This is a genomic window from Solimicrobium silvestre (genome assembly GCF_002976435.1).
GTDB classification, from domain to species: domain Bacteria; phylum Pseudomonadota; class Gammaproteobacteria; order Burkholderiales; family Burkholderiaceae_D; genus Solimicrobium; species Solimicrobium silvestre.
The window spans coordinates 308,590-323,040 of sequence record NZ_PUGF01000002.1; the positions used below are offsets into that span (position 1 = coordinate 308,590).

General features: G+C 45.1%; 11 protein-coding genes. 10 read left to right on the forward strand and 1 reads right to left on the reverse strand.

Annotated elements, in window-relative coordinates; all coding sequences use genetic code 11:
- Positions 1-27: 27 nt before the first annotated feature.
- Positions 28-2,412, reverse strand: coding sequence for a penicillin-binding protein 1A (locus tag S2091_RS03905; RefSeq protein WP_105530474.1), 2,385 nt, complete (start codon positions 2,410-2,412; stop codon positions 28-30).
- 389 nt (positions 2,413-2,801) lie between these two features.
- Here S2091_RS03905 and S2091_RS03910 point away from each other — a divergent pair, with 389 nt between their 5' ends.
- From S2091_RS03910 to S2091_RS03950, 10 genes are all read left to right on the forward strand, one after another.
- The gene (locus S2091_RS03910) at positions 2,802-3,881 is read left to right on the forward strand and encodes a pilus assembly protein PilM (protein WP_105530475.1); all 1,080 of its coding nucleotides are present in this window, start codon (positions 2,802-2,804) and stop codon (positions 3,879-3,881) included.
- On the forward strand, positions 3,881-4,513 hold the full coding sequence (locus S2091_RS03915) for a PilN domain-containing protein (RefSeq protein ID WP_105530476.1): 633 nt from the start codon (positions 3,881-3,883) through the stop codon (positions 4,511-4,513). The genes S2091_RS03910 and S2091_RS03915 overlap by 1 nt, the downstream gene beginning before the upstream one ends.
- A gap of 34 nt (positions 4,514-4,547) precedes the next feature.
- A complete protein-coding gene (locus S2091_RS03920; RefSeq protein WP_105530477.1) occupies positions 4,548-5,195 on the forward strand; it encodes a type IV pilus inner membrane component PilO in 648 nt (215 codons plus the stop codon).
- Positions 5,192-5,722 (forward strand): pilus assembly protein PilP, encoded by a 531-nt coding sequence (locus S2091_RS03925; protein ID WP_105530478.1) that lies wholly within the window; start codon positions 5,192-5,194, stop codon positions 5,720-5,722. The genes S2091_RS03920 and S2091_RS03925 overlap by 4 nt, the downstream gene beginning before the upstream one ends.
- Positions 5,723-5,736: 14 nt before the next feature.
- Entirely contained in the window at positions 5,737-7,890 is a 2,154-nt protein-coding gene (locus S2091_RS03930; protein ID WP_105530525.1) for a type IV pilus secretin PilQ, read from the forward strand.
- An 18-nt stretch (positions 7,891-7,908) separates the two neighbouring features.
- Entirely contained in the window at positions 7,909-8,061 is a 153-nt protein-coding gene (locus tag S2091_RS23950; protein WP_165794900.1) for a hypothetical protein, read from the forward strand.
- Positions 8,062-8,193: 132 nt separating this feature from the next.
- A complete protein-coding gene (locus tag S2091_RS03935; RefSeq protein WP_105530479.1) occupies positions 8,194-10,830 on the forward strand; it encodes a beta strand repeat-containing protein in 2,637 nt (878 codons plus the stop codon).
- Between the two features lie 20 nt (positions 10,831-10,850).
- Positions 10,851-12,530 carry a bifunctional shikimate kinase/3-dehydroquinate synthase AroKB gene (aroKB, locus tag S2091_RS03940; protein ID WP_279337136.1) on the forward strand — a complete coding sequence of 560 codons (1,680 nt, stop codon included), beginning with the start codon at positions 10,851-10,853 and terminating at the stop codon, positions 12,528-12,530.
- Entirely contained in the window at positions 12,531-13,667 is a 1,137-nt protein-coding gene (locus S2091_RS03945; protein ID WP_105530481.1) for a deoxyguanosinetriphosphate triphosphohydrolase, read from the forward strand.
- Positions 13,668-13,690: 23 nt separating this feature from the next.
- Positions 13,691-14,371, forward strand: coding sequence for a DUF4197 domain-containing protein (locus tag S2091_RS03950; protein ID WP_105530482.1), 681 nt, complete (start codon positions 13,691-13,693; stop codon positions 14,369-14,371).
- Positions 14,372-14,451 lie beyond the last annotated feature (80 nt).

Genomic DNA, 14,451 nt, shown 5'->3' on the forward strand with positions numbered 1-14,451 from the left:
GTGGAAAATTCTGAGTCTGCCTTTACTTTAATTAGTAGCTGCTGGTGCCGTTGCAGTTGGTTCAGCTCCAACCGGGGCCGTGTTCGGATCTATTGCTTCAGGCGTATCTAATACTTGAACACCGCTGCCAGGAGGATTTTCAACATAAAAATAATCGCCGTCGGCTTGAATAATTCCGTTAGGTACAGCCCGTTCTTCCATTGGGATATTTTTTAATGCGGTTTGCATAAAGCCCATCCAGATCGGGAGCGATAATCCGCCACCGGTTTCGCGGTTGCCTAAATTTTTGGGTTGATCAAAACCCATCCATGCAATGCCGACCAATTTTGCCTGGTAACCTGCAAACCACGCGTCGATGGAATCATTGGTGGTGCCGGTTTTACCCGCTAAATCAGTACGTTTTAATGCCATTGCACGTGCGGCAGTACCGTATCTGACCACGTCTTTGAGCATGCTATCAATGAGGAAAGCATTACGTTCATCGATCACCCGATTTGCTTCATTGCCAGCTAACTCGGGTTTGGTTTCGGAGAGAACTTTGCCGTTGCTGTCGGTGATTTTAGAAATTAAATAAGGGTTAATTTTATAACCGCCATTCGCAAAAACAGAATACGCGCCAGCCATTTGCAGTGGCGTGACCGCACCAGCGCCTAATGCCAAGGTCAGGTAAGGAGGATTTTTATCCGCATCAAAGCCAAAGCGGGTGACATATTGCTGGCCGTACTTAGCGCCAATTTTATTCAAAATCCGAATTGAGATCATGTTTTTGGATTTGGTTAACCCTTTGCGCATGGTCATCAAGCCTTCGTATTTGCTGTCGTAGTTTTTAGGCTCCCAGGCTTGTCCGCCTGTTTGCCCGGCACCAAAAGAAATTGGCGCATCATTAATCATGGTTGCCGGAGACAGTCCTTTTTCTAATGAGGCTGAATAAATGAAGGGCTTGAAGCTTGAGCCTGGCTGACGCCATGCTTGCGTTACATGATTAAATTTATTGCGATTAAAATCAAAGCCGCCAACTAACGCCCGAATCGCGCCGTCTGTGGTGGAGGCCGCCACAAAGGCAGATTCCACTTCAGGCATTTGAGTAATCGACCAGGTTTTATCTTCCAGGCTCACTCGAATGATGGAGCCGCGTATGATCCGGCGTTTTGGTGCGGTGGCTGCAGTCGCAGCGCTTAAGCCACTGGCAGCAAAAGTTAATCCGTTGCCGGTGATGTTGATTTCATCGCCATTTGACATGACCGCACGGACGTTTTTAGGTGTAGCTTCTAACACGACCGCTGCGACGATATCATCGCTGTCAGGATGTTCAGCCAAGGCGCTTTCTATTTCATCCTCTGCATCGGATTTGTCCGCTGGAATCTCCAGATAGCCTTCAGGTCCTCGGTACGCATGTTTTTTTACATAGTCCATCACGCCGCGTCGCAGCGACAAATACGCCGCATCCTGATCCGCCTTGGTAACGGTGGTGTAGACGTTTAAGCCTAAGGTATAGGTTTCTTCTTTGAATTGCTCGTACACCATCTGACGCGCCATTTCGGTGACGTATTCAGCATGTGTGCCATATACGTTCACATTATTGCCGACATGAATTTCTTCATTCTTGGCTTGTTCGTACTGGGCAGGTGTTATGTAGCCTTGTTGCAACATGCGCTGCAAAATAGCTTGTTGACGAATTTTTGCGCGTTTTGGATTAGAAATCGGATTGGAAGCGCCCGGTGCTTTAGGCAAACCTGCCAGCATTGCGGCCTCAGCAATCGTAATGTCTTGTAATTTTTTACCAAAATAGATTTTTGACGCAGAAGCAAAACCATAAGCACGTTGACCCAAATAAATTTGGTTCATGTAAATTTCTAAAATCTGGTCTTTACTCAAATTTTGTTCTATTTTCCAAGCCATTAACACTTCATAAATTTTACGTTTGAAGGTTTGTTCGCTAGAAAGGAAGAAGTTTCGCGCCACCTGTTGTGTGATCGTGGAAGCGCCTTGTTTGCTCCCGCCCATTAAATTATGCAAAGCCGCGCGTGTAATACCTAAATAATCAACGCCACCATGCTCATAGAAGCGATCATCTTCTGTGGCCAGCAAGGTTTTTTTCATGATTTCAGGAATGTCTTTGAGTTGCATGACGCTACGTCGCTCCTCGCCAAATTCTCCGAGTAGAACATTGTCTGCAGAAAATACTCGAAGTGGAATTTTTGGGCGATAACTTGTAATTGAGTCCAAGTCTGGTAAATTGGGATAAGCCAGGGTTAGCGCAAAAACCACAACTAACACCCCGATTAGCGCTATTCCAACCAAAAAAACAACAAAGCCGAGCGCAATGTTAACGGCAGGGTGACGTTTCCGTGCGGAATTGAGAGAATTCGAACGAGCAGCTTTAGATGTGCCTGAGTGAGAGTCTGTTGTCATGCCGATGGAGTCTAATTAAGAGTGACCGTATTATAGCGGTTCAATGCAAATCTACCGAAAATGACGTGTTTAATAGTTTCTAAACGTAAATGTGTTAACAAACCGATGTATTTAAGTAATATTTCATGAGAAATCACTTTACATTGCAAGAGTGTTATTGCTAGCATTTGTGAAGTAAAAAATTTACTGTGAGAAATATTAGTGTGATGCTTTAAATAGTTTCCAAATAGATGGAGGCGACGCAAGTTTGCTACTGCTCCACGGCGTAGCAAATTTATCTGTGGCCTTCGGATAAATTACTATAATAAAAGTTTATTACAAAGAAACTAGTTTAATATTTGGAAAAATTCTATGCGGGGGATGCTTTGGCTTTAGAACTTGGAACATTGATGAGCGATGCACTTGCCAGTCTGACTGGCAAAAAAAACACGCCATTAATTGGAATAGATATTAGCTCCACCAGCATCAAGCTAGTGGAATTGTCCGAGGGCAGCAATAAAGAGTTGCGCCTGGAACGCTATGCATCCGAACCCTTACCGCGCGGCGCTATGTCGGACGGCAATATTGAAAATATTGATCAGGTATCAGAGGCGATCCGGCGGGTTGTGATGAAAAGCGGGACAAAAATTAAAAAAGTCTCGCTGGGCATGCCTTCGGCCGCTGTCATTACCAAAAAAATCATTTTATCGGGAGGTGCATCGGAAGAGCAACTTGAAATGCAAGTTGAATCTGAAGCCAGTCAATATATCCCCTTTGCTTTAGATGAAGTGCGGCTTGATTTCTGTGTCATCGGGCCGGCACCAAACTCGCCTGAAGATGTCGAGGTGATGTTGGCGGCTTCACGCAAAGAAAAAATTGAAGACCGGGTTGCCGTAGCAGAAGCTGCCGGCTTGAAATCTATGGTGATGGATATTGAGTCCTACGCGGCCAGATCGGCAATTTCGCGCGTAATCGCACAATCCGACAATGGCGGTAAAGATAAAATTATTGCCCTGTTTCAGATTGGTGCCAAGATAACCCATATTTCAGTTCTTTTGAATGACCAGACTGTGTATGAGCGTGAGCAGACATTTGGTGGAAATCAATTAACACAAGAAATTGTTCGCAGTTATGGTTTGGCTTTTGAGGAGGCTGAACTCAAGAAGAAAAACGGGGAATTACCAGAGGGTTACGATGAAGATGTATTGAATCCGTTCCTGGAAAGTGCTGCACTTGAAGTGACTAGAGCAATTCAATTCTTCTTTACGTCGACTCCTTACACGCGCATTGATCAAATATATCTGGCAGGCGGTTGTGTGGTTTTACCTGGATTGCTGGATATGATTGCTAGTCGAACTAAAATCTCAACGGCTGTAATTAGCCCCTTCAAAGGCATGGAACTCTCGCCTAATATAAAAGAAAAACAATTGCGCAGTGAGGCACCTTCGTTTCTGGTCGCTTGCGGATTGGCTATGCGGAGGTTTGATTGATGATTAAAATTAATCTATTACCGCATCGGGAAGAGCGACGTAAACAACGCAGAAATGACTTTTATACTTTGCTGGTGTTTGCAAGTATCGTTGCTGTATTGATTTTGCTGCTGGTCGGATTTTACAACGCCAGTCAGATATCTCTCCAAAATCAACAGAACCACTTGATTAAATCTGCCAATGATAAGTTGGATGAAGAAATCAAAGAAATTGCTACCTTAAGAGAAGAAATTGATGGCTTAAAAGCGCGTCAGCAAGCGGTTGAGGATTTGCAGGGTGATCGTAATCAACCGGTTTATTTGCTCTCGGAATTAGTCGCGCAAACGCCTGAAGGTATTTATTTGCGCAGTGTTAAGCAAGATGGTCAGCACATTGTTTTAACTGGTTATGCACAATCCAATGAGCGCGTGTCGGAATACTTGAAAAATTTGGGAAGTCATTCTGATTGGTTAAATAAGCCTGACTTGATCGTGATTAATGCGACTGGCATTGGTCAAGGTAAAGATGCTAAAAAGGTGTTTGATTTTACTGTGAATGTAGCAATCAAACGTCCTCGCGATCAAGAGGCAGCGGGGGCCGCGACGGCTACTCCAGCTATTGCTCCGGCCAATGGTCAGGCGGTAAAGCCATGAGATCATCGATGAAAGAAGTTAAGAAAGAAGCATTATGAAAAGCATGACTGAATTATCAGAGTCATTGTCGGCTCAATTCCGTGATTTAAATGGAATACACCCGGGCTTGTGGCCAATTGCCCCGCGCTTATTGTGCGCGATTGGCACGATGATCGTCGTGTTGGGGGGCGGATGGTATTTTTACTGGAGCGGTCAATTTGATGAATTGAATCGCGGACAGCAAGAAGAAGTGACACTTAAAGAAGGTTACAAAAGCAAAATTCAGCAATCGATTAATCTGGAAGGTCTGCGTAAGCAGAAAGTTCAGGTCGGATTGTTCGTTTCTGCGCTAGAAAAGCAATTACCAAGCAAGGCGGAAATGGATGCGCTTTTGTCAGATATTACCCAAGCTGGTTTGGGTCGCGGTCTTCAAATTGAAATGTTTAAACCAGGGCAGGCAGTGCCTAAAGATTATTACGCTGAGTTACCGATTGACGTCAAAGCGAGTGGAAGTTTTCATGATATGGGTGCTTTTGCAAGTGATGTGGCACACTTGTCACGTATTGTGACTTTAAATAATTTGAATGTGAATACGGGTAAAGATGGCGTGTTAACGTTAGACGTGGTCGCTAAAACTTTCCGCTATTTAGATCCGGAAGAAGTTGCTAGCCAGAAGAAGGCCGCGAAGGGAGCGAAAAAATGAAAAAACTCCTCTGCGTAATGTTATTACCTTTAGGGCTGGCAGCTTGTGGCGAAAGTGGTGAACAAGAAGTTCAACAGTGGATGGATAAAACCAAGCTGGAGACTAAGCCTTCGATAGCGAAGCTGAAGGAACCTAAAGAATTTATTCCTTTTGTTTATGATAAAAAAGACGAAATTGACCCTTTTAATCCCGTTAAATTACAGTCTGCTTTGGCTAAACTGAACCCGGGAAATGGTCATGGCATTAAGCCAGATCTGGATCGGCGGCGCGAGGCTTTAGAGTCCATGCCTTTGGATACCTTAAAAATGGTCGGCACGTTAACCCAAGGTGCTAATCACTACGCGTTGTTATTGGTAGATTCAAAAAGTATTTATCAAGTTAAGGCTGGCAATTACGTAGGTCAAAATTTTGGTCTTGTCACCAAAGTAAATGATGATTCAATAGAGATTAAAGAGATCTATTTAGATAGCGGTGGTGATTGGGCAGAACGTGTCCAAAAGTTAGAGCTGCAGGAGGCAAAAAAATGAGGATGTTAATAAAAATGCGTACAACTAATACTGGGTGGTGTTCCATGTTTCGACTGTTCTTGTTGGTAGGTGCACTTGGTTTAAGCGCACAAGCATCTGCTCAAAGCAATTCGATTGAGCAAGTTACGGCAAGCCAGCAAGGAAGCAATGTGATTGTTAAAGTCACGATGAAAAATCCAATGGACAAAGTGCCCTTAGGATTTTCTACCGCCACGCCAGCGCGAATTGCCATCGATTTTGCTTCGACCAGTAATGAAACAGGTAAATCGAGTGTTGATATTAATATTGGCAATGTACATACTTTAAATATCGTGCAAGCAGGAGATCGCTCACGCTTGGTATTTAATTTAGCTAAACCATTGAACTACGCTAGCGTCGTTGAGAATAATCTATTGGTTATTACCATCGATGGTACGGGTGATGTAGCAACGGCCTTAAACTCAAAAGGTGTTCCTGTAGCACCGCTTCAAGCTAATACCGGCAAGCAGATGTTGCGTGACATTGATTTCCGTAAAGGTATCAATGGCGAGGGACGTATCGTCATTGACTTGCCAAGTAAACAGGTTGGTGTTGATGTGCATCAGCAAGGTAATACTATTGTTGCTGATGTTTTAAAGACAGACTTACCTGAAATATTACGTCGCCGCTTGGATGTAACTGACTTTGGTACCCCAGTTCAAACTATTGAGACCACTGCGCAAGGCGATAACATCCACATGGTGATTACGCCTAAAGGACAATGGGAACATAGCGTGTATCAAAGCGATACGCAATTGGTTATTGAAGTGAAGCCAATTAAGGTGGATCCAAGTAAATTGACGCAAGGTACGCAAGGTTATCGTGGCGAAAAATTATCTTTGAATTTCCAGGATGTTGATGTGCGCTCTTTGTTGCAAGTTATTGCTGAAGTGAGCGGGTTTAGCATCATTACCAGCGATTCTGTTTCTGGTCGTGTCACACTCCGTTTAAAAGATGTTCCTTGGGATCAGGCGCTGGAAATTATTATGCAACAGAAGGGCTTGGACATGCGTAAAAATGGCCCGGTTATTATGGTTGCGCCCAAAGACGAATTGCTGGCTAAAGAAAAATTGGAAGCAGAGCAAAAAGCATCAATTGGCGACTTAGAGCAGTTAAAAACAGAAAGTTTTCAATTAAATTATCAAAAGGTAGCTTCATTCAAAGCAGCTTTTGGTTTAAGTGGTTCCAGCCCTGGTATTCGGATTTTGTCTAAACGCGGTAGTGCCGTAGTGGATGAGCGTACGAATCAAATGTTTGTTACTGATGTGCCATCTCGTTTGGACGCAGTTCGTCAATTGGTTCTCAAGACAGATATTCCATCACGTCAAGTATTAATTGAAGCGCGTTTAGTGGTGGCAACGGATGACTGGAGTAAAAATTTGGGTGCTCAGTTAGGGTTTACTGATTTACGCACCTTACAAGGTGGAACCGCTGGTTTTCCTGTCACTGGTGGTACTAATGCTGCATTAACTGGTACCTATCAAGGTGTTAGTGATCAAACTGCTCAAACTGCTGTCAATCAACGGGCTACGCAAGCATTTACCCAGGCAGGTCAATTCTTTAGCTTACCGGCAGCGCCAATTGGCGGGGTAAATCCTGGTGCTGTGGCCGTGAGTTTGTTTTCATCTGCGGCGAATCGATTCTTGAATATGGAGATATCGGCCTTAGAAGCAGATGGTACGGGTAAAGTTATTTCAAGTCCGCGGCTGGTAACGGCAGATCAAGTTGCCGCTGTTGTGGAGCAAGGAACCGAGTTGCCTTACCAAACGGCGACCAGTAGTGGTGCGACTGCTATTACCTTTCAAAAGGCTAATTTGAGATTGGAAGTTACTCCGCAAATCACCCCGGATGGCAACATTATCTTAGATGTTGAAGTGAATAATGATACTCAAGGTGTTTTAACAACGGCGGGTTATGCCATCAACACGCAACATTTAAAAACTATTGTCATGGTAGATAACGGTGGGACTGTATTGTTAGGTGGTATTTACCAGGAAACTGTACAAAACTCAGAAACAAAAATACCGTTTTTAGGTGACATTCCTATTCTTGGTTATTTATTCAAGACAACGGCTAAAACTAAGAATAAAAGCGAATTGCTCATATTTTTGACACCTAAAATTATTGCAGACCATATAGCTGTACATTAATTAAGAAGAGTTATCAGTATGATTAATTTTAAAAAAAAACTGGCACCGCGTAGTTTGATATATCTATCGTCAGCGGTATTGTTGGTGATACTGAGTGCCTGCGGCGGTGGTCATGGTGGAGGTGGCGCTCCAGTGGGGCCTGGCTCTACTATGGCTGGCACAAGTTTTTAGTGCAGGCATTAAAACCACACTAATCAACATATTGAAACTCACTAAAATAGTGGCAATAATGTTATTTACATTCAAAACCAAAGCTGAACAACCCTCGGCGTAGTAACTGAAAACAACGTATTGGAAAGCAAAATGAAGCTGAATTTAACACCTATTTTTACTGCACGTTACTGGACATTTTTAATGTCGGCTCTGCTGCTGATTATGATAAGCGCCTGCGGTGGGGGTAATGGTTCAGCAGGAACTCCGTTAGGAGGCAGTGGTTCCGGATCCGGCGGTACTGGCGGTACTACGCCGACCACCAACGGTGTGATTACGTTGACGCTTACTAATGCTGGCACAGCTTCTAATACGATACCAAGTAATGGCAGTTTAACTGCCACTGCAAATGTGGTTAATGCCGCTGGCGCTGCAGTTGCGAATACGTTAGTCACATTTACGTTGTCTGGCACGACTACGGCGGTTATAGCGCCTGTATTGACAGCGCTAACCAATAGTTCGGGTAATGCAGTGATTCTTTTGCAGGCAGGTACGACTGCGGGGGCTGGAACATTAACTGCATCGGCCACAGTAGTAGGAACTACAGCAATAACCGGGTCGGCCTCATTTCAAAATCTTAATGGAACAACTCCTGGTGCTAATAGTGTCATTACATTGGCGCTTACTACCGCCGCTGGCACTTCGGCAACGACTATACCGCCTGGCGGAAGCTTAAGCGCTACGGCAACTGTTACTACTGGCGGCGTTGCAGTTCCAAATGCGCTGGTTACCTTTTCCGTTAGCAGTGCGACGGGTTCTTTACCAATTACCACAGCGCTCACAAATAGCGCCGGTATTGCGGTAGTTAGTTTGCAATCAGGTACTGTATCAGGAGCTGGTACGCTTACCGCATCCACTGCAGTTTCGGGCAATACTGCTCCTATAACGAATTCAGTCAACTACACATCTGGCGCCACTGGACCAACAGCATCACCACAAATAGCTATTAGTTTTGCAAGCAGTACCGGCTGTACAGCTAATACAATTACAACATCTTGTCCAATCACGGCTTCGGCAACAGTAACGGATGCTAGCGGTAATCCGGTTGCAAATACGTTAGTGTCATTCTCAAATTCACTTTCAGGAGTTGTTCTTGCACCGTCTGCAGGGATTGTCATTACAAATTCATCAGGCGTGGCAACAGTGACTGTTTCTGCTGCCGGATTGGTAACTTCGGGTCAAGCAGGGTCAGCTGGAAGAGTGAGTGCAACTACCACAATAGCTGGTGTAACCGTTGTCGCAGGACAAAACTATACGTTGGGTAATACGGCAATTACTCTTGTTGGTGTTACTCCAGCCTCCGGTACTGCCAATGTAAGTGCATATGGAACGACCACTATTGCGGTTCAGGTCGATTCAGCTGGTGCAATTTATACAGCACAACCTGTTACCGTGAATTTTGCATCTTCTTGTGCCGCGAATGGCAAAGCAAGCTTGCCAGCTACTGCAACGACAGTGAATGGCGTGGCGCAAGTAACTTATACTGATAATGGTTGCGGTACGACCGATACGGTAACGGCGTCTGTCGCGGGCGTGGCTGCGACGGTAACGATAACGTTGAAGGTGGCAGCACCAACAGCAGCTTCAATCAACTTTGTTGCTGTTAGCCCGACTAGTTCGTCTATCGTGTTGCCAAGTACTGGTGGAGTTGGGCGGACTTCAACTGCTACGTTGACTTTTGAAGTGGTCGATGTAAATGGCAACCCGATTAATGGTGCGGCGGTTAATTTCGCCAATCTTTATGCAAATGCCAATCCTGGAGCGCCAGTCATAGCAACGTTAAATTCGACATCGAGCACGACTGGTAGTAATGGTCAGGTTACTACCACTGTGACAGCAGTTTCTGTCGGCACGTTATCAATTACCGCATCGTTAGTATCAACGCCGTCCATAGCAAGCACATCAAATACGGTGGTTGTTTCTACTGGGCAGCCAACTCAGGCTTCATTCTCGTTGAGTGCCTCTGTGTTTAATATTGAAGGCTGGAGTTATAACGGTATTACGTCAACTCTGACTACCTTTATTGCAGATGCTAATGGTAATCCGGTAGTTAATGGCACTCCGGTGGTGGCGACTACCAACAAGGGTTCGGTTGGAAATAGCAGTGGGGTTTCGGCAGGTTGTACTACAGTAAATGGACAATGTTCTCTGACATTTACTAGTCAAAATCCTCGTGTTGTAGCGCGTACTGCTGTCGGGGTAGCGACAGTGCAGTTTTCTAGTACGAATAACACTACTTTGCCAATAGCAGGGTCGCTCCAGTTATATCTGAGTGGAAGCAGCCCGAATATTTACTACTTCAATGGAACTAATTGGGTGCTGGCAAATAATAATGGAGGAGTTCCGCAAGCTCTATCTACTAATAACTGTTCACAAAATGTTGAGTTTGTGATTACTGATGAAAATGGCAATCCTATGCCTGCTACAACGTCAATTATCGCAACTACTACGCAAACGGGTATTACGATCGGTACACTTTTACCGGGGGCGGTGCCAAATACACCGGTTGGTGGAGGTACTCAGCTAACATTGCCAACAACACCAGCTACTACTGTAAATGGTACGACGGTAGTAATCCCGTACAATCTTTCTGTATCCGCTACAACAGGATCCGCACCGCAATGTTTGGATGGTGGTGGTACTCAAAGTCCATTTAATTTTTCAGTGACAACAACAACACCGCAAGGCGTTACAACATTAACTAACTTTGTTTTAAAATATCCGTCTTAGTAATTAGTCGATTGCATGCATTGGAAACACAAAGTAATATTTTTTTAGTCGGTTTGATGGGCGCGGGCAAGACAACAATTGGCCGCGCCCTGGCAAAAAAACTGAATATGCGCTTTGTGGATTCCGATCACGAAGTGGAAGCGCGCACCGGAGTGGCTATTCCGGTTATCTTTGATATTGAAGGTGAAGCGAGCTTCCGCCAGCGTGAAGCGGATGTGATAAGGGATTTAACCGCGCAAGGCGGTATTGTTTTAGCTACTGGCGGTGGCGCAATTTTAAATGAGCAAAACCGTCAATATCTACACTCCCGAGGCACAGTTATTTATCTGCGCGCTAGCGTTTCGCATATTTTACAGCGCACCAGTCATGATAAAAATCGTCCATTACTACGCACTGCTGACCCGCGCAAAGTGCTCGATGAACTCACTCTGCAACGTGACCCTCTTTACCAAGAAATAGCCCATGTGGTGATTGAAACCGGTCGCCCGAATGTGGCGCATCTGGTGCAAACTATTCTAGTACAATTAGGTTGGCCAATTGCCCCTGCTTCGCGGTTAGCGAAGCCACTCGAGCTAACTTCACAACCGACTATGTCAACACAACCGTCACCAACCTCCCATCTGTTAAAAGTCGCTCTCGGTGAGCGTAGTTACCCGATTTTGATCGCGCCAGACGCGCTCAAACAAGTGGCTAAATACGTACAGTCTAACCGCGTGGTGATCGTTACCAATAGCACTGTTGCGCCGCTGTATCTGGCACGGGTAACTACGTCGCTGGAGACGGTTGGCAAAAAGGTTGAACAGATTATTTTGCCGGATGGTGAAGCGCACAAAAACATGGAAAGCCTGACTTTTATTTTTGATGCCTTGCTGAAAAATAAATGTGACCGTAGAACGACCTTGCTGGCTTTAGGCGGCGGGGTGATAGGCGATATAACCGGCTTTGCTGCGGCGAGTTATATGCGCGGGATTCCTTTTGTGCAAATTCCCACCACTCTTTTGTCGCAAGTCGATTCTTCGGTAGGCGGTAAAACCGGGATTAATCATCCGCTCGGTAAAAATATGATTGGCGCGTTCTATCAGCCGCAAGCGGTTATCGCAGATACCAAATCATTAGCAACGTTGCCGGCCCGAGAATTATCGGCAGGGTTAGCGGAAGTGATTAAATATGGCGCGATTATCGATACCGAATTTTTTACCTGGCTAGAACAAAATTGCCAAAAATTGCGCGCTCATGATGAAGCAGCTTTGGCTTATGCGATTGGCCGTTCTTGCGAAATTAAAGCGGAAGTGGTGCGCTTGGATGAGCGTGAAAGCGGTTTGCGTGCGATTCTTAATTTCGGGCATACATTTGCCCATGCGATTGAATCTGCTCTCGGTTATGGTGCGTGGTTGCATGGCGAAGCGGTTGGCTGCGGTATGGTGATGGCGGCGGATTTGTCATGTCGCCTCGGTTATATTTCTGTTTCTGATAAAGAACGGATTCGCGCCTTAGTTGCGGCGGCTGGTTTGCCGGTACAAGCACCTGATTTAGGCCTGGCTACCTGGCTGGGGTGGATGCAAGTTGATAAGAAAAATGAAGGCGGTCAGATTAAGTTTGTGCTGCTCAAAGTTATGGGGCGTGCCGTGCTTGAATCGGTGCCAGCCAGCGTATTGGAGGCAACATTGCTAGCATGTTGCACATCTTCAGCTGATATTTAAATGGATAAAATTCAGTCGCCATTAGCGCACTATGCAGCACACGATACGCTGCCAGCGCGGCGCATTTTTGACGAATTACCAGCAACGGCACGCAGCGAATTTGGACGTGACCGTGACCGGATTATTCACAGCAGTGCGTTCCGCCGGCTGGAATATAAAACCCAGGTTTTTGTTAATCACGAAGGTGATTTATTTCGTACCCGCTTAACCCACAGTATCGAAGTGGCGCAAATAGCCCGGGCAATTGCCCGTAATTTGCGCTTGAATGAAGATTTAGTTGAAGCGATTTCATTGGCGCATGATCTGGGCCACACACCGTTTGGCCACGCTGGACAAGATGCACTTAATTCATGCATGCAGCCTTATGGTGGTTTCGAGCACAATCTGCAAAGCTTGCGCGTGGTGGATGTGTTGGAAGAGCGTTATGGCAGTTTTGATGGTTTGAATTTAACTTTTGAAACCCGTGAGGGAATTTTAAAACACTGTTCCTTAAAAAATGCCCAGCAATTAGGTGAAATCGGGCAGCGTTTTATAGAGCGCAAGCAACCGAGTTTAGAAGCACAACTGACTAATTTGGCTGATGAAATTGCCTACAACAATCATGATGTCGACGATGGTTTGCGCTCAGGGTTAATGCAGGAAAGTCAGCTAATGGAAGTCGCTTTATATGCACATAATAGGGCGTTAGTTGAAAAAGCTTTTCCTGGTTTAACTGGTCGTCGTGCGATTGCAGAAACAATACGGCGCATGATTAATGCCTTGATTTTGGATTTAATTACCACCTCCGAGCAGCGTATTCTGGCGCAACAACCGCGCAATATTAATGATGTGCGTAACGCGCCACCGCTTATTGCTTTCTCAGATCAGATGCAAGCGCAAGCCACTGAGCTTAAACAATTTTTGCACGTTCAGTTGTACCGACATTATCAAGTGCAGCGCATGACTTCTAAAGCGCGGCGCTGTGTCAGTGAATTATTTAATTTGTTTATGAATGAGCCGGTATTGTTACCGCCGGATTATTTAGTGCACGACAATGAAGCCAAACAAGCACGTAAAATTGCCGACTATATTGCCGGAATGACTGATCGTTATGCGATGCGTGAACACCGACGCTTGTTTGTAATTGACGATATTTAGTGAATAACACTGAGGAGTTTAAAATGAAATTTCGCACAAGTATAGCGGTAGCCGCTTTGGTAAGTAGTTCGGTGTGGGCTGCCTCATTGGCTGATTTGAGTAATACGGAAGCAACCAGTGGTCTACGTGCCGCGCTGGAAAAAGGCGCTGAATCAGCGGTAGGTAAACTCGGCGTTGAGAACGGATTTCTATCGAATGAAAAAGTAAGAATAAGTTTGCCAAGTTCGCTGGATAAAGCCCAATCCATTTTAAGAATGACCGGGCAAGGGCCAAAAATGGACGAACTGATTGTTGCGATGAATCATGCGGCAGAAGCTGCCGTGCCAATGGCTAAACCGCTGCTCATGAACGCGATTAAATCGATGTCGGTAACCGATGCCAAAAATATTTTGAGTGGTGGAGATACGTCGGTGACTGATTTTTTCAGACAAAAAACTTCGGCTCAATTGGCGGAACAATTTCAACCGGTAGTGAAATCAGTAACCGATAAATCCGACTTGTCTGCAAAATATAATAGTTTGATGGGCCCTGCTGCAAAATACGGCGTAGTACCGGCACAGCAAGCTACAGTTGAATCTTATGTGACTGAGCGTGCGGTAGATGGCTTGTTTTTAATGATCGGCGAAGAAGAAAAAGCAATCCGCCAAGACCCGCTTGGTACAGGAAGTAAAATTATCGGGCAGGTTTTTGGTTTGTTGAAGTAATCTTAAAAAGTAGCTAAAAAAATTCATGCAGAGAAAAACAGGGAGGGAGATTTAATATCTCCCTCCCTGTTTTTTTTAGC

Coding starts and splice junctions, on each gene's coding strand:
- S2091_RS03925 (WP_105530478.1), top strand. CDS start 5,192: ATGAAAAAACTCCTCTGCGTAATGTTATTACCTTTAGGGCTGGCAGCT.
- S2091_RS03945 (WP_105530481.1), top strand. CDS start 12,531: ATGGATAAAATTCAGTCGCCATTAGCGCACTATGCAGCACACGATACG.
- S2091_RS23950 (WP_165794900.1), top strand. CDS start 7,909: ATGATTAATTTTAAAAAAAAACTGGCACCGCGTAGTTTGATATATCTA.
- S2091_RS03905 (WP_105530474.1), bottom strand. CDS start 2,412: ATGACAACAGACTCTCACTCAGGCACATCTAAAGCTGCTCGTTCGAAT.
- S2091_RS03915 (WP_105530476.1), top strand. CDS start 3,881: ATGATTAAAATTAATCTATTACCGCATCGGGAAGAGCGACGTAAACAA.
- S2091_RS03935 (WP_105530479.1), top strand. CDS start 8,194: ATGAAGCTGAATTTAACACCTATTTTTACTGCACGTTACTGGACATTT.
- S2091_RS03910 (WP_105530475.1), top strand. CDS start 2,802: ATGAGCGATGCACTTGCCAGTCTGACTGGCAAAAAAAACACGCCATTA.
- S2091_RS03930 (WP_105530525.1), top strand. CDS start 5,737: ATGCGTACAACTAATACTGGGTGGTGTTCCATGTTTCGACTGTTCTTG.
- S2091_RS03950 (WP_105530482.1), top strand. CDS start 13,691: ATGAAATTTCGCACAAGTATAGCGGTAGCCGCTTTGGTAAGTAGTTCG.
- S2091_RS03920 (WP_105530477.1), top strand. CDS start 4,548: ATGAAAAGCATGACTGAATTATCAGAGTCATTGTCGGCTCAATTCCGT.